This window comes from Streptomyces thermospinosisporus (assembly GCF_039526425.1).
Lineage (GTDB): Bacteria > Actinomycetota > Actinomycetes > Streptomycetales > Streptomycetaceae > Streptomyces > Streptomyces thermocarboxydovorans.
In genome coordinates, this window is the sequence record NZ_BAAAIZ010000002.1 from 18,931 (window position 1) to 34,477 (window position 15,547).

13 protein-coding genes, 1 tRNA gene, 5 pseudogenes and 1 riboswitch are annotated in these 15,547 nt (G+C 70.8%); of the genes and pseudogenes, 12 read left to right on the top strand and 7 right to left on the bottom strand.

Translation table 11 applies throughout. From position 1 onward, the window contains the following. Positions 1-29: 29 nt before the first annotated feature. Together ABD207_RS00605 and ABD207_RS00610 are read right to left on the bottom strand one after the other, a co-directional pair. Positions 30-1,280 (bottom strand): PTS transporter subunit EIIC, encoded by a 1,251-nt coding sequence (locus ABD207_RS00605; RefSeq protein WP_344009059.1) that lies wholly within the window; start codon positions 1,278-1,280, stop codon positions 30-32. 149 nt (positions 1,281-1,429) lie between these two features. Further along, entirely contained in the window at positions 1,430-2,737 is a 1,308-nt protein-coding gene (locus ABD207_RS00610; RefSeq protein ID WP_344009061.1) for a PTS transporter subunit EIIC, read from the bottom strand. Between the two features lie 172 nt (positions 2,738-2,909). Here ABD207_RS00610 and ABD207_RS00615 point away from each other — a divergent pair, with 172 nt between their 5' ends. The 4 genes from ABD207_RS00615 (at position 2,910) to rdgB (ending at position 5,323) form a co-directional block, all read left to right on the top strand. After that, positions 2,910-3,143: a PTS sugar transporter subunit IIB gene (locus ABD207_RS00615; protein WP_030868674.1), complete on the top strand. Its 234-nt coding sequence runs from the start codon at positions 2,910-2,912 to the stop codon at positions 3,141-3,143. A gap of 151 nt (positions 3,144-3,294) precedes the next feature. After that, the gene (rph, locus tag ABD207_RS00620) at positions 3,295-4,032 is read left to right on the top strand and encodes a ribonuclease PH (protein ID WP_344001569.1); all 738 of its coding nucleotides are present in this window, start codon (positions 3,295-3,297) and stop codon (positions 4,030-4,032) included. Positions 4,033-4,240: 208 nt separating this feature from the next. Further along, positions 4,241-4,639, top strand: a complete 399-nt coding sequence (locus tag ABD207_RS00625) for a hypothetical protein (protein WP_344009063.1) — start codon at positions 4,241-4,243, stop codon at positions 4,637-4,639. 81 nt (positions 4,640-4,720) lie between these two features. After that, positions 4,721-5,323 carry an RdgB/HAM1 family non-canonical purine NTP pyrophosphatase gene (rdgB, locus tag ABD207_RS00630; protein WP_344001565.1) on the top strand — a complete coding sequence of 201 codons (603 nt, stop codon included), beginning with the start codon at positions 4,721-4,723 and terminating at the stop codon, positions 5,321-5,323. Between the two features lie 41 nt (positions 5,324-5,364). Here the strand turns inward: rdgB and ABD207_RS00635 are convergent. The 3 genes and pseudogenes from ABD207_RS00635 to bcp form a co-directional block, all read right to left on the bottom strand. Continuing rightward, a tRNA-Leu gene (locus ABD207_RS00635) sits at positions 5,365-5,447 on the bottom strand. Positions 5,448-5,467: 20 nt separating this feature from the next. Beyond that, a pseudogene (locus ABD207_RS32045) lies at positions 5,468-5,593 on the bottom strand (HNH endonuclease); the annotation flags it as partial. Between the two features lie 77 nt (positions 5,594-5,670). Then, a complete protein-coding gene (gene bcp, locus ABD207_RS00640) occupies positions 5,671-6,138 on the bottom strand; it encodes a thioredoxin-dependent thiol peroxidase (protein WP_344009065.1) in 468 nt (155 codons plus the stop codon). A gap of 93 nt (positions 6,139-6,231) precedes the next feature. Between bcp and ABD207_RS00645 the strand changes: the two genes are divergently transcribed. From ABD207_RS00645 to ABD207_RS00655, 3 genes are all read left to right on the top strand, one after another. Continuing rightward, the gene (locus tag ABD207_RS00645; RefSeq protein WP_344009067.1) at positions 6,232-6,561 is read left to right on the top strand and encodes a DUF3618 domain-containing protein; all 330 of its coding nucleotides are present in this window, start codon (positions 6,232-6,234) and stop codon (positions 6,559-6,561) included. 44 nt (positions 6,562-6,605) lie between these two features. Continuing rightward, positions 6,606-6,962 (top strand): GroES family chaperonin, encoded by a 357-nt coding sequence (locus tag ABD207_RS00650; RefSeq protein WP_344009069.1) that lies wholly within the window; start codon positions 6,606-6,608, stop codon positions 6,960-6,962. A gap of 77 nt (positions 6,963-7,039) precedes the next feature. Next, a riboswitch (guanidine-III (ykkC-III) riboswitch) is annotated at positions 7,040-7,109 on the top strand. 33 nt (positions 7,110-7,142) lie between these two features. Then, the gene (locus ABD207_RS00655) at positions 7,143-7,463 is read left to right on the top strand and encodes a DMT family transporter (RefSeq protein ID WP_167993912.1); all 321 of its coding nucleotides are present in this window, start codon (positions 7,143-7,145) and stop codon (positions 7,461-7,463) included. A 33-nt stretch (positions 7,464-7,496) separates the two neighbouring features. On the opposite strand, the gene ABD207_RS00660 is transcribed toward ABD207_RS00655, so the two are convergent. After that, positions 7,497-9,854 (bottom strand): transglycosylase domain-containing protein, encoded by a 2,358-nt coding sequence (locus ABD207_RS00660; RefSeq protein WP_344009072.1) that lies wholly within the window; start codon positions 9,852-9,854, stop codon positions 7,497-7,499. A gap of 284 nt (positions 9,855-10,138) precedes the next feature. On the opposite strand from ABD207_RS00660, the pseudogene ABD207_RS00665 reads away from it, so the two are divergent. The 4 pseudogenes from ABD207_RS00665 to ABD207_RS00680 all read left to right on the top strand — a co-directional run. Further along, positions 10,139-10,940: pseudogene (locus ABD207_RS00665) on the top strand (ABC transporter permease). Between the two features lie 106 nt (positions 10,941-11,046). Beyond that, positions 11,047-11,258 (top strand): annotated as a pseudogene (locus ABD207_RS00670) (ABC-2 family transporter protein); the annotation flags it as partial. 4 nt (positions 11,259-11,262) lie between these two features. Further along, positions 11,263-11,607, top strand: a pseudogene (locus ABD207_RS32050) (methionine ABC transporter ATP-binding protein); the annotation flags it as partial. A gap of 262 nt (positions 11,608-11,869) precedes the next feature. Next, positions 11,870-12,562, top strand: a pseudogene (locus tag ABD207_RS00680) (DUF1707 SHOCT-like domain-containing protein); the annotation flags it as partial. Between the two features lie 24 nt (positions 12,563-12,586). On the opposite strand, the gene ABD207_RS00685 reads toward ABD207_RS00680, so the two are convergent. Continuing rightward, positions 12,587-13,951 (bottom strand): SGNH/GDSL hydrolase family protein, encoded by a 1,365-nt coding sequence (locus ABD207_RS00685; protein WP_344009076.1) that lies wholly within the window; start codon positions 13,949-13,951, stop codon positions 12,587-12,589. Between the two features lie 194 nt (positions 13,952-14,145). Here ABD207_RS00685 and ABD207_RS00690 point away from each other — a divergent pair, with 194 nt between their 5' ends. Then, the gene (locus tag ABD207_RS00690) at positions 14,146-15,516 is read left to right on the top strand and encodes a DUF445 domain-containing protein (RefSeq protein ID WP_344009078.1); all 1,371 of its coding nucleotides are present in this window, start codon (positions 14,146-14,148) and stop codon (positions 15,514-15,516) included. Positions 15,517-15,547: the final 31 nt, after the last annotated feature.

The window sequence follows — 15,547 nt, forward strand, 5'->3', positions numbered from 1 at the left end:
CCTGCGTCGTATCGCTCAGGCGGCCGAGGTCACGCCTTGGTGAGGTCCTCGACCTCCTCCTCGGGCTCGCGGCCCGGGGTGGGGAGGTTGAACTTGGCGATGGCGAAGCGGAAGACCGTGTAGTAGATCGCCGCGAAGACCAGGCCGATCGGGATGATCAGCCAGGGCTTGGTCGCCAGGTTCCAGTTGAGGGCGTAGTCGATGAAGCCCGCCGAGAAGGTGAAGCCGGCGTGCACCCCGAGCGCCCAGGTGACCGCCATGGACAGCGCGGTCAGCACCGCGTGGATCACGTACAGCATCGGCGCGATGAACATGAACGCGAACTCGATCGGCTCGGTCACACCGGTGACGAACGACGTCAGGGCCAGGGAGATCATCATGCCCATCACGGCCTTGCGGCGCTCGGGACGGGCGGCGTGCGCGATGGCGACGGCGGCGGCCGGAAGACCGAACATCATGATCGGGAAGAAGCCCGACATGAACATTCCGGCGCTCGGGTCACCCGCGAAGAAGCGGTTCAGGTCACCGTGGACGACCTCACCGGCGGCGTCCTCGAAGTCGCCGATCTGGAACCAGGAGACCGTGTTGACGAACTGGTGCATGCCGACCGGGATCAGCGCGCGGTTGACCAGACCGAACAGACCCGCACCGAACGCACCGAGGCCGGTGATCCACTCGCCGGCGGCGGAGATGCCCTCACCGATCGGCTCCCAGACCAGGCCGAAGAAGACACCCGTCGCGGTGCCGACGAAGGCCATGATGATCGGCACCAGCCGGCGGCCGTTGAAGAAGCCCAGCCAGTCCACCAGCTTCTTGCGGTGGTAGCGCTGCCACAGCACGGCCGAGAGCAGGCCCATGATGATGCCGCCGAGGACACCGGGGTTGTTGTAGGTCGCGGCTATGTCCTCGCCGGCCTTGATCTGGGCCTCGGTGACGGGGAACGCCTTCAGCACGTTGCTGTAGACCAGGAAGCCGACCAGGGCGGCCAGCGCCGTGGAGCCGTCGGCCTTCTTGGCGAAGCCGATGGCGACGCCGATGCAGAAGAGCATCGGCAGATTGTCGAAGATGGCGCCACCCGCGGTGGCGAACACGGCCGCGACCTTGTCCCAGCCGAGGCCGTCAGGTCCGAAGACGTCGTCCTGGCCGAGCCGCAGCAGGATGCCCGCCGCCGGCAGGACGGCAATGGGGAGCTGAAGGCTGCGGCCGACCTTCTGCAGACCCTGGAACAGGCCGGATCCCCGCTTCTTCGCGGGGGCCGCCGATGCGGTGGCGGTGCTCATGGTTCCTCCATCGTGGTGGTCTACACCACTCAGTGGTGTAGACCTGTTGTAGCACGATGAAGGGCGCGTAAGGAACCCGTGATTCCTGCAACGTCCGCACTACGCTCAGTGGCCGCCCGAAGGCCCGCCCGACATCCCGAAAGGCCTGCTCAGGCCTTGGTGGTGTCCTCGACCTCCGCCTCCGGCTCCCGGCCCGGGGTCTTCAGGTCGAACCTGGTGATGGCGAAACGGAAGATCACGTAATAGAGGACGGCGAAGCACAGGCCGATCGGGATGATGGCCCAGGGCCTGGTCGCCAGACCCCAGTTGATCACATAGTCGATCAGACCCGCGGAGAAGCTGAAGCCGTCGTGGACACCGAGGGCCCAGGTCACCGCCATCGACACGCCCGTCAGCACCGCGTGCACCGCGTACAGGAGCGGGGCGACGAACAGGAACGAGTACTCGATCGGCTCGGTGATGCCGGTGACGAAGGAGGTCAGCGCCACCGACAGCATCAGACCGCCGATCTCCTTGCGGCGGGCCGGGCGGGCACAGTGGGTGATCGCCAGGGCCGCCGCCGGCAGCGCGAACATCATGATGGGGAAGAAGCCCGAGGTGAACTGCCCCGCATCCGGATCACCGGCCAGGAACATGTTGATGTCGCCGTGCACCACCCTCCCGTCCGGCGCGGTGTAGGTGCCGAACTGGAACCAGATGGGCACGTTCAGGAACTGGTGCAGACCCACCACCAGCAGGGCCCGGTTCGCCACCCCGAACACACCCGCACCCCAGGCGCCGAGACCCGTCATCCAGTCGCTGAAGCTCTCCAGGGCCTCGCCGATCGGCGGCCAGATCCACAGACACACCGCCGCGAACGCGATCGCCACGAACGCCATGATGATCGGCACCAGCCGGCGGCCGTTGAAGAAGCCCAGCCAGTCCACCAGCCGCGTCCGGTGGAAACGCTGCCAGAAGAACGCCGCCAGCAGACCGATGACGATGCCGCCGAAGACCCCCGGATTCTGGTAGTCGTACGCCGTCACCGTGCCGTCCGCCAGCTGGCAGCCCAGGTTCGGCACCGCCTTCGAACCCTCCGGGCAGTCCTTGGGGAACTGCCGCAGCACATTGAAGTAGACGAGGAAACCGGCCACCGCCGCCAGCGCCGTCGAACCATCCGCCTTCTTCGCCATGCCGATCGCCACACCGACGCAGAACAGCAGCGGCAGCCCCAGCGAACCGTCCAGCAGCGCACCGCCCGCGCCGCTCATCACCTTGGAGACACTGGTCCAGCCGAGCCCGTCGTCGCCGAAGACGTCCGGCTGCCCCAGCCGGTTGAGGATGCCCGCCGCCGGCAGCACCGCAATCGGCAGCTGAAGGCTGCGGCCCATCTTCTGCAGGCCCTGGAACAGCCGGTTCCAGCGCTCTCGGACAGGGCTGACGGTCTCCTCGGCTCCGGCGGGGCGGTCGGTGCTCATCCGGTCCCCCTCACTGCGGGTTTGGCGACCGTCCGCCCGGTGGTGTAGACCAGTCGCACGGACGGTTCCGCTGTCGTGACGACATCATTCGGTACGCACGACATGACCGCTCGCGAAGATGGGCCAACTGTGGGTTACTGCGACAAAGCGGTTCGGATCAGGGAGAACGAACATGGCCACCAAGGCTGAGAAGATCGTTGCCGGGCTGGGCGGCATCGACAACATCGAAGAGGTCGAGGGCTGCATCACCCGCCTCCGCACCGAGGTCGTGGACCCCGCCAAGGTCGACGAGGCCGCCCTGAAGGCCGCCGGCGCCCACGGCGTGGTGAAGATGGGCAGCGCCATCCAGGTCGTCATCGGCACCGACGCCGACCCCATCGCGGCGGAGATCGAAGACATGATGTGAGGCGCCCGCCTCCGACGCAGGCAGCGTCCTCCACGAGGCAGCGCCCTCCACGGCGGCCATTCACGGCAATCCACCGCCACCCAAGGGTTCCCGAGGGGCCCGTCCCACCGCGGGACGGGCCCCTCGCGCCGGTACGGCTAGGCTCGAGGCCATGTCTCGAATCGACGGCCGCACCCCCGAACAGCTCCGCCCGATCACCATCGAACGCGGCTGGAGCAAGCACGCCGAAGGCTCCGTCCTCGTCGCCTTCGGCGACACCAAGGTCCTGTGCACCGCCTCCCTCACCGAGGGCGTCCCGCGGTGGCGCAAGGGCAGCGGCGAAGGCTGGGTCACCGCCGAATACGCGATGCTCCCGCGCGCCACCAACACCCGCGGAGACCGCGAGTCCGTCAAGGGCCGCATCGGTGGCCGCACCCACGAGATCAGCCGTCTGATCGGCCGGTCCCTGCGCGCCGTCATCGACTACAAGGCCCTCGGCGAGAACACCATCGTCCTGGACTGCGACGTCCTCCAGGCCGACGGCGGCACCCGCACCGCCGCGATCACCGGCTCCTACGTGGCCCTCGCCGACGCCGTCGGCTGGGCCCTGGACAAGAAGCTGATCCGCCCCGGCCGCCAGCCCCTCACCGGCACCGTCAGCGCCGTCTCCGTCGGCATCGTCGGCGGCGTCCCCATGCTGGACCTCTGCTACGAGGAGGACGTCAAGGCGGACACCGACATGAACGTCGTCTGCACCGGCGACGGCCGCTTCGTCGAGGTGCAGGGCACCGCCGAGGCCGAGCCCTTCGCCCGCGAGGAGCTCAACGCCCTGCTCGACCTGGCCGTGGCCGGCTGCACCGAACTCGCCGCCGCACAGCGCGCCGCGCTCGAGACCACCCTGGAGCGGTAAGAACCCAGGGCGAGACGGCAAGACAGGCAGACAGGCAGACAGGCAAGGAAGCCAAGGTAAAAGACACACCAAAACAGGTGGCCGCCGCGGGCAACCGCGCCGGTCACCGCCGCGTCTGAACAGGTACGGGCGCACCGGACCGAACCGATGCGCCCGGCCAGCCGCTAGGGCCGGCCCGGAGACCGGCCGGCGAGGGAGGGACCGTTCCATGGCCGCGAGCCGCCGACGCCGCACCGCAGCCGCCGCCGCCACCCTGGCGGCGGTCGCGCTGACCGCCGGACTGACCACCGGCTGCGACGCCGTCGACAAGGCGCTGGACTGCGTCCAGACCGCCGATGCCATCGCCGACAGCGTCACCGAGCTCCAGCAGGCGGTGGAGAACGCCTCCGACGACCCCACCCAGCTCGAGGAGTCGCTGGACTCCATCGACAAGAACCTCGGCGAGATCGGCGACAAGACCGACAACGCCGACGTCAACAAGGCCGTCAAGGACCTCGACAAGGCCGTCGACAATGTGCGCACGGCCGTCGAGAACGGCGACAACACCCCCGACATCAGCCCGGTCACCGACGCGGCCGGCGAGCTGACCAAGGTCTGCACACCGTAAGGACGCCCGGGCGACGAGGGCGGGCGCCCCCGGCCCACCCGGCGCGAAGGGAACGGGCGGGGGACCGGAATACTGGTCCCCATGACCCGCCTGATCCTCGCCACCCGCAACGCCGGAAAGATCACCGAACTCCGGGCGATCCTCGCCGAGGCCGGCCTGACCCACGAACTGGTCGGCGCCGACGCCTACCCGGAGATCCCCGACGTCAAGGAAACCGGCGTCACCTTCGCCGAGAACGCCCTGCTCAAGGCCCGCGCGCTGGCCCGGGCCACGGGCCTTCCGGCCGTCGCCGACGACTCCGGCCTGTGCGTGGATGTACTGGGCGGCGCCCCCGGTATCTTCTCGGCCCGCTGGGCCGGCCGCCACGGCGATGACAAGGCCAACCTGGACCTGCTGCTGGCCCAGCTCGCCGACGTCCCCGACGAGCACCGGGGCGCCCACTTCGCCTGCGCGGCCGCCCTGGTCCTGCCCGACGGCACGGAGCGGGTGGTCGAGGGTCAGCTGCGCGGCACCCTGCGCCGCGAGCCCGCCGGCAGCAACGGCTTCGGCTACGACCCGATCCTCCAGCCCGAGGGCGAGACCCGCACCTGCGCGGAGCTGACCCCCGAGGAGAAGAACGCGATCAGCCACCGCGGCAAGGCGTTCCGCGCACTGGCGCCGGTGGTACGGGAGCTGCTGGGATAAGAGACGCCAGGGGGGCCACCTGCCGGGTGGCCCCCTGCATGTGCGGCCGGTGGGATTCGAACCCACACGGGCTCCCGCCCACGGCGTTCTAAGCGCCGCATGTCTACCGTTCCATCACGGCCGCATGCCCGGCCATGCTACCGGTCAGCCTGTCCGCCCGAGGCGCCGTCCGCCTCCTCGGCACCAGGTGCTGGTGATCGCATGACAGTTGGGGCAGAGCAGCCGCAGATTCTCGCGCCGGTCGTCACTCCAGTCCCCGTTGATGCGGTCACGCACGGAAAGCGGAACGGCTCGCACCGGCAGGGTGCCGGTGCGAGCCGTTCAGGGTCGCGGCAGGGTGGGTCGGATCAGATGCCGAGATCCTTGATGATCTTGGCTACGTGGCCGGTGGCGCGGACGTTGTACAGGGCGCGCTCGACCTTGCCCTCCTCGTCCACGATGACCGTGGAGCGGATGACGCCCAGGTATGTGCGGCCGTAGTTCTTCTTCTCGCCCCAGGCGCCGTAGGCCTCGAGGACCTGCTTGTCCGGGTCGGAGAGCAGGGTGACCTTCAGGGACTCCGCCTCGCGGAACTTCGCCAGCTTCTCCGGCTTGTCGGGGCTGATGCCGATGACGTCGTAGCCGGCGCCGGCGAGGAGCTCCAGGTTGTCGGTGAAGTCGCAGGCCTGCTTGGTGCAGCCGGGAGTGAGGGCGGCCGGGTAGAAGTAGACGATGACCTTGCGGCCCTTGTGGTCGGACAGGGACACCTGATTGCCGTCGGCGTCGGGGAGGGTGAAGTCGGGGGCCACGTCCCCGGGCTGGAGTCGCTCGCTCATCGGACTAGCGTAACCGGGGGTCCTGGCATGGCGGCGGCGTGCGGAGCTGACAGACTGTCCGCACAGGTATCAGCGGATTTCGGAGGCGACACGGTGGCGGACACGGCGGACACCAGAACCCCGGCGCAGATCGAGGCGGACATCGAGCGCCGCCGCGCGGTCCTGGCCGAGACCCTGGACGAGATCGGTGTGCGCGTGCACCCGAGGACGATCATGGGTGATGCGAAGGCGAAGGTCGCCGCCAACGTGGACCACACGCTCGGGCGGGCCTACGTGGGCATCAACCGTGTGGTGAGTGATGTGAAGGCGAAGTTCGTGGACGCGGACGGCTCCCCCCGGCTGGAGCGGGTCGTGCCGGTGGCGGTCCTGGTCGTGGGTGTCGTGGGGCTGCTGGCCCTGGGCACCCGGCGGCGCCGGGGCTGACCCGCCCGCGTCAGGTCGCGGCGAAGGCAGGTAGGTTTCACAGCGTGAGCGCCAACAAGAACGAGCACAGTCCTCATCACGACAAGCTGCCCATCCGGATGCTGCACGACCGCGTACTCGTGCGGCAGGAAACCAACGAGGGCGAGCGGCGTTCGGGGGGCGGCATCCTGATCCCCGCCACGGCGGCGGTGGGCCGGCGTCTGGCCTGGGCGGAGGTCGTCGCGGTGGGGCAGAACGTACGGACCGTGGAGCCGGGAGACCGGGTGCTGTTCGACCCGGAGGACCGCGCCGAGGTCGAGGTGCGGGGGGTCCCCTATGTGCTGATGCGTGAGCGCGATCTGCACGCCGTGGCCGCGGACCGGTTCGAGGGGTCCGAGGATTCGACCGGCTTGTACCTGTAAGCACCTGCGATTCTGTGGCACGAGGGGCCGGTGACCGTGGCCACCGGCCCCTCTCGTCGTCCCCTGGCTAGGATTGAAAGGCCCGGTGAGGTACCACCGGGACCCGACGAGACGCGCCGTACCGGGTGAAGGCAAAGACGACGCACCCCCGTTTCCTTGCCTGTCCCGGAGGTGTCCGTCATGGCCTGGGTGCTGCTCGTCGTCGCCGGTCTGCTCGAGGTCGGCTGGTCGGTCGGCATGAAGTACACCGACGGCTTCACCCGGCTCTGGCCGAGCGTGTTCACCGGCGCCGGCATCGTCGCCAGCATGCTGCTGCTGTCGTACGCCGCCCGGACCCTGCCCATCGGCACCGCCTACGGGGTGTGGGTCGGCATCGGCGCGGCCGGGGCGGCGGTGCTCGGCATCCTGGTGCTGGGGGAGCCGGCGACCGCCGCCCGGATCTTCTTCATCTGTCTGCTGCTGGTGGCCGTGGTGGGCCTGAAGGCCACCTCGGGTCACTGACGCCCCCCACGGGTGAGGGCCGGACCGGGTGCCTCAGGGCCGGCGGGTCGGGACGATGCCGCCCGGGCCGCCCTGGCCCGCGCCGCCCGTGTCCCCGGTGCCTCCGTCGTCACCGCCGGTCGTGCCGCCGTCGGTGCCGCCCGTGGTGCCGCCGGTGGCGCCGCCGTCGGTGGTCTGGCCCCCGGTGTCGCCGCCGGTGGGCTCACCGGTGCCGCCCTGCTGGTCGCCGCCCTCGTTCCGGCCCTGGTCCTCCTCCTCGTCCTCGCTCGGCGTCTGCGCGGGCGACTCCTCGCCCTCCGGCGTCTCCTCCTCGCCCTCGTCGGCCCCGTCGGAGGGCTCACCGCTGGGGCTGCCGGAGCGGGACGGGTCCACCCGGTCGGCGCCGGGCATGAGCCGCAGGTCGAAGTCGCGCACCGGCTCGCCCCCGAGGGCGTCGCGGGTGAACTGGGCCCAGATCTCGGCCGGGGCGCCGCCGCCGTTGATGCGGGGCAGGCCCAGGGCGCCGTAGAGCTTCTTCTGCGCGCCGGTCACCGGGTCCTGGGCCATCACGGCGACCACCGTGGCCAGTTCGGGCGTGTAGCCGGCGAACCAGGCGGCCCGGTCCTCCTCGGCCGTGCCGGTCTTGCCCGCCGCCGGGCGGCCCGCGCCCAGGGCGGCGGTGGCGGTGCCCTGGCGGACGACGCTGCGCAGCACCGAGGTGGTGGTGTCGGCGGCCTCACGGCTGACCGCCTGCTCGGTCCGGCTCTTCGGCAGCTCGACGTTCTCCCCGTTGTGGGTGACCTTCTCGACGAGCGTGTACGGGCGGTGCTCGCCGTGGTTGGCGAGGGTGGCGTAGGCGGAGGCCATGTCCAGCGGGCTGGCGGTGGCGACCCCGAGGGCGATGGAGGGGGAGGGGGTCAGCTCCGGAGTGGAGGAGGGCAGGCCGAGGTCGATGGCGGTCTGCATGACCTTGTCCGAGCCGACGTCCACCGCCATCTGCGCGTACACCGCGTTCACCGACTTGTCGGTGGCCTCGCTGACGGTGATGTCGCCGTAGGACCGCTGGTCCTCGTTCTCGGGGTCGTAGCGGCCGCCGCTCCAGCCCTGCACCGGGCGCTTGTTGGTGCCGTCGTAGATCGTGTTCGGGGTGATCAGGCGGCCGTCCTGGGTGCTGGACTTGTTGTCGACGGCGGAGGTGAACACGAACGGCTTGAAGGTGGAGCCGACCTGGTAGTCCCGGCGGGTCGCGTTGGGGGTGTACTGCTTGACGTAGTCGATGCCGTTGTACATCGCGACGACCTTGCCGGTCTCCGGCTCCACGGCGGCGCCGCCCGCGCGGACGTAGGCGTCGGCCTTGCGGTTCTTCTTGTCGAGCCGGTCGATCAGCTTGTCGTTGACGGCGTCGACGAAGGCGTCCTGCTTGTCCTTGTGCAGCGTGGTGGTGATCCGGAAGCCGCCCGCGTCCAGCTCCTCCTCGGTGACGATCTTGTTCTCGATCAGGTGGTTCTTGACCACGTTCACGATGTAGCCGCGCTGACCGGACAGGCCCGTGGAGACGGTGGTCGGCTTCGGCACCGGGAACTTCATGCCGGCCCGTTCGGACTCGCTGAGCCAGCCCTTGGCGACCATGCCGTCCAGGACGTACTTCCAGCGGGCCTCGGCCGCGTCGCGGTTCTCCGGGTGGGCGATCACGTCGTACTGGCTGGGCGCGTTGACGAGCGCGGCCAGGTAGGCGGCGCGGGCGGGATCGAGTTCGGCGGCGTCGATGCCGTAGTAGGCGTGGGCGGCGGCCTGGATGCCGTAGGCGTTGCGGCCGAAGTAGCTGGTGTTGAGGTAGCCCTCGAGGATCTTGTCCTTGGACTGCTCGCGGTCCAGCTTGATGGCGATGAAGAACTCCTTCACCTTGCGGGTGACGGTCTGCTCCTGCCGCAGGTAGTAGTTCTTCACGTACTGCTGGGTGATCGTGGAGCCGGACTGCTTGCCCTTGCCGGTGGCGGTGTTCCAGGCGGCGCGGACCATGGCGCCGGGGTCCACGGCGGACTCGGTGTAGAAGTCGCGGTCCTCGGCGGCCAGGACGGCGTGCTGGGCGTCCTTGGAGACCTGGGCGAGGGGGACGTTCTCCCGGTTGACCTCACCGTCACGGGCGATGACCGAGCCGTCCGCGTAGAGGTAGACGTTGGCCTGCTGGGTGGCGAGCGCGTTGGCGGGCGGGATCTTCACCAGGGTGTAGCCGAGGACGAAGCCGCCGACGAGCAGCAGGGCGCCGACGAGGAAGGTGCCGAGCACCATCCGCAAGGTGGGGATCAGCCGCCGCCACCCGGTGCGCCTGCGCTTGCCCTGCGGGGCGCTGGCCGCCTGCGGCTCTCTCGGTGCCCAGCCCGGCTGGGGCTGCTGCTGCGGCTCGTCGCTCATGTCGTGCACGGACTCCTGTTTCGCCTCGTTCGCTCCAGTACGCCTGGTGCGCTCCCACTCATGGAAGACTGTCGCATCCGGCGAACAGTTCCCCGCCACGGCGCGCGTCGTGCAGACTTGCGGCTTCTCACACGCATGGCTGCCCCGGAACGGGTGACCGGCGGTTCCCCGGCTGCCGGTGCCCGGAAAAAGGCGTGGCAAGCGCCCTCGCGCCCCACTAGCTAGGCTCCTGCGCTTCGTGCCGGTGTGCGCCGGTGTGCGGCGTTGAGGAGGGCGGGGTCTCGGTGGGCTCGGGACGCTTGTACGCAGCAGTCCTGACGGGCGGCTTCCGGCGCTATGCGACCTACCGGTCGGCCACGCTGGCCGGGGTGTTCACCAATACCGTCTTCGGGCTGGTCCTGGCGTACACCTATGTCGCCCTGTGGGACCAGCGGCCCGGCCTCGGCGGCTACGACCAGGCGCAGGCGCTGACGTATGTGTGGCTGGGGCAGGCGTTCCTGTCGACGCTGGCGCTCGGGGGGCGGCGGCTTCGAGAGCGAGCTGATGGAACGCATCCGTACGGGTGATGTGGCGATCGACCTGTACCGGCCCGCCGACCTGCAGCTGTGGTGGCTGTCGGCGGATCTGGGCCGGGCGGTGTTCCAGCTGCTGGGCCGCGGCCTGGTGCCGTTCGCGTTCGGGGGGCTGGTCTTCCACCTCGCGGTGCCCGCCGATCCGGTGACCTGGGCGGCGTTCCTGGTCGCGGTGGCGCTGGCGATGGTGGTCAGCTTCGCCCTGCGCTATCTGGTGGCGCTGTCGGCGTTCTGGCTGCTCGACGGCACGGGGGTGTCGCAGATGATGATGCTCACCGGCTCGTTCTGCTCGGGGATGCTGCTGCCGCTGAACGTCTTCCCCGGCGCGCTCGGCGAGGTGGTGCGGGCGCTGCCGTGGGCGTCGATGCTCCAGGCGCCGGCGGATGTGCTGCTCGGCGAGGCGGACCCGGCCGGCACGTATGTGTTCCAGGCGGGCTGGGCGGTGGTGCTGCTGGCGGCCGGGCGGCTGCTGCAGTCGGTGGCGGTGCGGCGGGTGGTGGTGCAGGGTGGCTGATCCTGCGACCGACCCCGTGGCCGACCCCGTGAGGGACCCCGTGACGGGCCCTGTGACGGGCCCGGTGGCCGGCTTCGGCGCCGCCGATGAGCGGCCGGCCTCCCGGCTGCGCGACGGGCTGCGCGTGTACGCGGCGATTGTGCGCATGTGGTCCGCTCCACCGCCGCCTACCGCACCTCCTTCGTGCTGACCACGCTGGGGAACTTCGCGATGACCGCCCTGGACTTCGTGGCCATCCTGCTGATGTTCTCCCGCGTCGACGCCCTCGGCGGCTACAGCCTGCCCGAGATCGCCTTCCTCTACGGCCTGACCAGCGTCTGCCACCCACGACCTGCAGGACATCGAGCAGCTGTGCAACCGGGTGATGGTCATCGACCACGGGCGGCTGATGTACGACGGCCCGCTCGCCGGGCTGCACGAGGTCGGGGAGAGCGAACGGACCCTGGTGGTGGACCTGGAGCGGGAGCTGCCGCCGCTGGAGGTGCCCGCCCCGGCCCGGGTGGTCCGGATGGACGGGCCCCGGCAGTGGCTGGCGTTCCCGGCCTCGCAGTCGGCGGCGCCGCTGGTGGCGCGGATCGCGGCCCAGTACCCGCTGGTGGACCTGTCGGTACGGGAGCCGGACATCGAGGCGGTGATCGCCAAGATGTACGCGGAGAAGGCGGAGCAGAGGACGGACGGGAGGGCCGGGCAGAAGGCGGAGCAGAGGCCGGACGAGAGGGCCGGCGAGAAGGCGGAGGAGAGCACCGGAGAGGGTGCCGGGGAGGGCACCGGAGAGGGTGCCGGGGAGGGTGCCGGAGAGGGTGCCGGAGAGGGTGCCGGGGAGGGCGCCGGAGAGGGTGCCGGAGAGGGCGCCGGAGAGGGTGCCGGGGAGAACGCCCGGGAGACGTTGTCGTAGCCGTCGGTCGGGGGCAGATCGTAGGCTGCTGGGTATGACCGACGACGCTGTCCCGGACCTCCGCGCCTCCGACGCCGACCGCGAACGGGTCGCCGACATCCTGCGGGAGGCCCTCGCCGAGGGCCGCCTGGACATGGAGGAGTTCGGGGAACGCCTGGACGCGACGTACAAGGCGCGCACCTACGGCGAGCTGGAGCCGATCACCCGTGATCTGCCGAACGCGGGTGCGGCCGCGCCGGTGGTGTCGCTGAACAAGGAGCCCGCTCCGAGCGGCACTTGGGCCGACCGGATCGTCCACCGCGGGGACGACGGCGGTGCGCAGTGGGCCGTGGCGGTGATGTCGGGCTTCCAGCGCAAGGGCCGCTGGACGGTGCCGCGCCGCCTGAACTGTGTGGCGTTCTGGGGCGGCGGCGAGCTCGATCTGCGCGAGGCGGACTTCGCCGACCGGGAGGTCGTGATCAATGCGGTCGCGATCATGGGCGGGGTGGACATCACCGTCCCGCCGGGCGTCGAGGTCGTGGTGCGCGGCATGGGCGTCATGGGCGGCTTCGACCACCGGGAGGCGGGCGTGCCGGGCGACCCCGGCGCCCCCCGCGTGATCGTCACCGGCTTCGCCTTCTGGGGCGGCGTCGGTGTCCAGCGCAAGCTCCCGCGCGCCGAGAAGCAGCGGCTGCGTGAGGAACGCCGGCAGCAGAGGCTGGAGCGCGACCGCTCCCGCAAGGAACTGGACTGACCATCCCGGCCGTGCGGCCTACAGCGCCGCCGATCCTCCGCCCTTGAGCAGCTCCAGGTCGAAGGACTGAGCCATCCGCGCGTAGCCCCGGTCGCTGAGGTGCAGATGGTCGCCGCAGTCGTACTCGCGGCGCAGCTTGCGCGGGTCGTAGGGGTCGCGCACGGCCCGGTCGAAGTCGGCGACGGCGTCGAAGACGCGGCCCGAGCGGATCTCGGCGTTGATCTGCCGGCGCACCTGCTCGCGGGCGTCGGTGTAGCCGTGGTGGCCGCCGAACGGCATCAGCGTGGCGCCGACGACCTTCAGGCCCCGCGCGTGGGCGCGGTCCACCAGCGACCGCAGCCCGGCCACCACGCTCGCCGGGTCCGCGGTGCCCGGGGTGCGCAGGATGTCGTTGATGCCGAGGACCACCACGACGACCTTCACGCCGGGCCGGTCCAGCACGTCGCGGCCGAACCGGTTCAGCCCGCTGGGGTTCTCCGGCGGGCGGCCGAGGCCGTCGCCGAGGACGCGGTTGCCGCTGATCCCCTCGTTGACGACGCTGTAGCGGGGCACGTCCTGGCCGGCGGCGACGGCCGCGTGCAGCCGGTCGGACAGCACGTCCGGCCAGCGGGTGTTGCGGCCCATGGCGGCGCTGATGCCGTCGGTGAGGGAGTCGCCGAGGACGACGACCGTGCCGTGGGACTCCTTGCTCAGCACGTCAAGCGCGGTCACGTACCGCCAGGAGGTGAACCGCTCGGTGTACGGGGTGCCCGTGGTGTCGCGGGTGTGCTCGCCGACGGCGGTGTAGGAGACCTGCCGGGCGTACGGGTGCTGGGTGACCGGGCCGGAGGCGGTGGGGGAGTAGGTGGTGATCAGCACGTCCCCGTCGTACGGGACGGTCAGCCGCACCGCGTCGCTGACCACCTGGCTGCCCGCGGGGATCACGACCGACGGCCGCCCGGTGAAGGTCAGCTGCCGCATCGTTCCGGCGAGCGCCGCCGCCGTACCCGGGCCCGCGGCCACGGCTATCGAGGCGTGGCTGATGGTCAGCGGGGACTGCCCGTAGAGGTTCGACAGGGTGACGCGGGCACTCGAGCCGCCCACGCTGGTGTGGACGACGTTGCGCACCGAGCGCCCGGCCAGCCCGCGCATCTCCGTGCCGGGCTCGCCCCGGACCGGCGAGGTGGCCCAGGAGCCGACCCATGTGCCGGTGGAGGCGGGTGCGGCGGGGTTGTTCTGGCCGCCGCGGCCCGCGAGGCCGTCCCGGCCCTCGGTGCCCTCGTCCGAGGACGCGCCGACGAAGATCGCGGCGGACACGGCCACGATCGCTGCGACGACCGCGGCGAGCAGGGCTCGGTACTTGGCGGGAGGCGTCATGGCGCCCCCGTCACGAGACCGGGTCATGCTGTGCTGTTCTCCTCGGGAGGTGGGAGCCCGAGGCTCCGATCCGATGAGCCCATGATGCGTCATGGGCGGGGCGCGGCTGACAGGACCCCCTTGCCGTCCCCCTTCAGACAGACGCCGGGAACTCCTGTTCCGTTCCGGGAGTCGGTCAGGAAGGGACAATGTGTGAGGGATCGCCGAACAGGTGGAGCGGGATGGAACGCACACAAGCGCCAGACACCGGGCAAACCGGTCAGCGGGCTGTCCGGGAGCAGGATGACACAGGGCAGCAGGCCCGCTCCGCCCCGGCCGTCAACCGCACGATGACGACGTTCAGCGCGGCGGACGAGGAGAAGCAGCGCGGCGTGCGCCGGATGAAACTCACCGCCACGGGTCTGCTGCTGTTCGTCGCCCTGGTCTACGTCCTCGCCAAACTGGCCTCCCACCAGGGCGCCGGACCCTGGGCGGGCTATGTCGCCGCGGCCGCCGAGGCCGGCATGGTCGGCGCGCTCGCCGACTGGTTCGCGGTCACCGCCCTCTTCCGCCGCCCCCTCGGCCTGCCCATCCCGCACACCGCGATCATCCCCACCAAGAAGGACCAGCTCGGCGTCTCCCTCGGCGACTTCGTCGGCGAGAACTTCCTCTCCGAGGACGTGGTGCGCCAGCGGCTGCGCTCCGTCGGCATCGGCAGCCGCCTCGGCGCCTGGCTCTCCGTCCCCGACCACGCCGACCGCGTCACCGCCGAGCTGTCCGCCGCGCTGCGCGGCGCGCTCACCGTGCTGCGGGACTCCGACGTCCAGGCGGTCGTCGGCGAGGCCATCACCCGCCGCGCCCACGCCCAGGAGATCGCCCCCGGCATCGGCAAGACCCTGGAGAAGATCGTCGCCGACGGCGGCCACAAACGCGCCGTCGACCTCGTCGTCTCCCGCGCCCACGACTGGCTGGTCCTGCACAGCGACTCCGTGATGGACGCCGTGCAGGGCGGCGCCCCCGGCTGGACCCCCAGGTTCGTGGACCGCAAGGTCGCCGAGCGCGTCTACAAGGAACTGCTGCGGTTCTGCGCCGAGATGCGCGACATGCCGAGACACCCGGCCCGCGCCGCCCTCGACCGCTTCCTCACCGACTTCGCCTCCGATCTGCAGGCCGACTCCGACACCCGGGAGCGGGTGGAGCGCCTGAAGACCGACATCCTGGGCCGCGACGAGGTCCAGGACCTCATCGCCTCCGTCTGGACGGCCGTACGCTCCATGATCGTCTCCGCGGCGGAGGACGAGCGCAGCGAACTCCGGCTGCGGGTGCGGGCCTCGCTGCTCTCCCTGGGCGCCCGGATGGCCGCCGACCCGAAGGTGCAGGGCAAGGTCGACGGCTGGCTGGAGAGCGCGGCGGTCTACGTGGTCACCACCTACCGCAAGGAGATCACCTCCCTGATCACCGACACCGTGGCGAGCTGGGACGCCGAGCACACCACCAAGAAGATCGAGGCGAACATCGGCCGCGATCTGCAGTTCATCCGCATCAACGGCACGGTGGTGGGCTCGCTGGCGGGCCTGCTGATCTTCACGGTGTCGCGGGCGCTGGGGGCGTAGGACTGCGGGGGCGGGGGCGGGGGCGGGGGCG

Coding starts and splice junctions, on each gene's coding strand:
- rph (WP_344001569.1), top strand. CDS start 3,295: ATGTCTCGAATCGACGGCCGCACCCCCGAACAGCTCCGCCCGATCACC.
- ABD207_RS00685 (WP_344009076.1), bottom strand. CDS start 13,951: ATGACCCGGTCTCGTGACGGGGGCGCCATGACGCCTCCCGCCAAGTAC.
- ABD207_RS00660 (WP_344009072.1), bottom strand. CDS start 9,854: ATGAGCGACGAGCCGCAGCAGCAGCCCCAGCCGGGCTGGGCACCGAGA.
- ABD207_RS00615 (WP_030868674.1), top strand. CDS start 2,910: ATGGCCACCAAGGCTGAGAAGATCGTTGCCGGGCTGGGCGGCATCGAC.
- ABD207_RS00690 (WP_344009078.1), top strand. CDS start 14,146: ATGGAACGCACACAAGCGCCAGACACCGGGCAAACCGGTCAGCGGGCT.
- ABD207_RS00610 (WP_344009061.1), bottom strand. CDS start 2,737: ATGAGCACCGACCGCCCCGCCGGAGCCGAGGAGACCGTCAGCCCTGTC.
- ABD207_RS00655 (WP_167993912.1), top strand. CDS start 7,143: ATGGCCTGGGTGCTGCTCGTCGTCGCCGGTCTGCTCGAGGTCGGCTGG.
- bcp (WP_344009065.1), bottom strand. CDS start 6,138: ATGAGCGAGCGACTCCAGCCCGGGGACGTGGCCCCCGACTTCACCCTC.
- ABD207_RS00605 (WP_344009059.1), bottom strand. CDS start 1,280: ATGAGCACCGCCACCGCATCGGCGGCCCCCGCGAAGAAGCGGGGATCC.
- ABD207_RS00625 (WP_344009063.1), top strand. CDS start 4,241: ATGGCCGCGAGCCGCCGACGCCGCACCGCAGCCGCCGCCGCCACCCTG.
- rdgB (WP_344001565.1), top strand. CDS start 4,721: ATGACCCGCCTGATCCTCGCCACCCGCAACGCCGGAAAGATCACCGAA.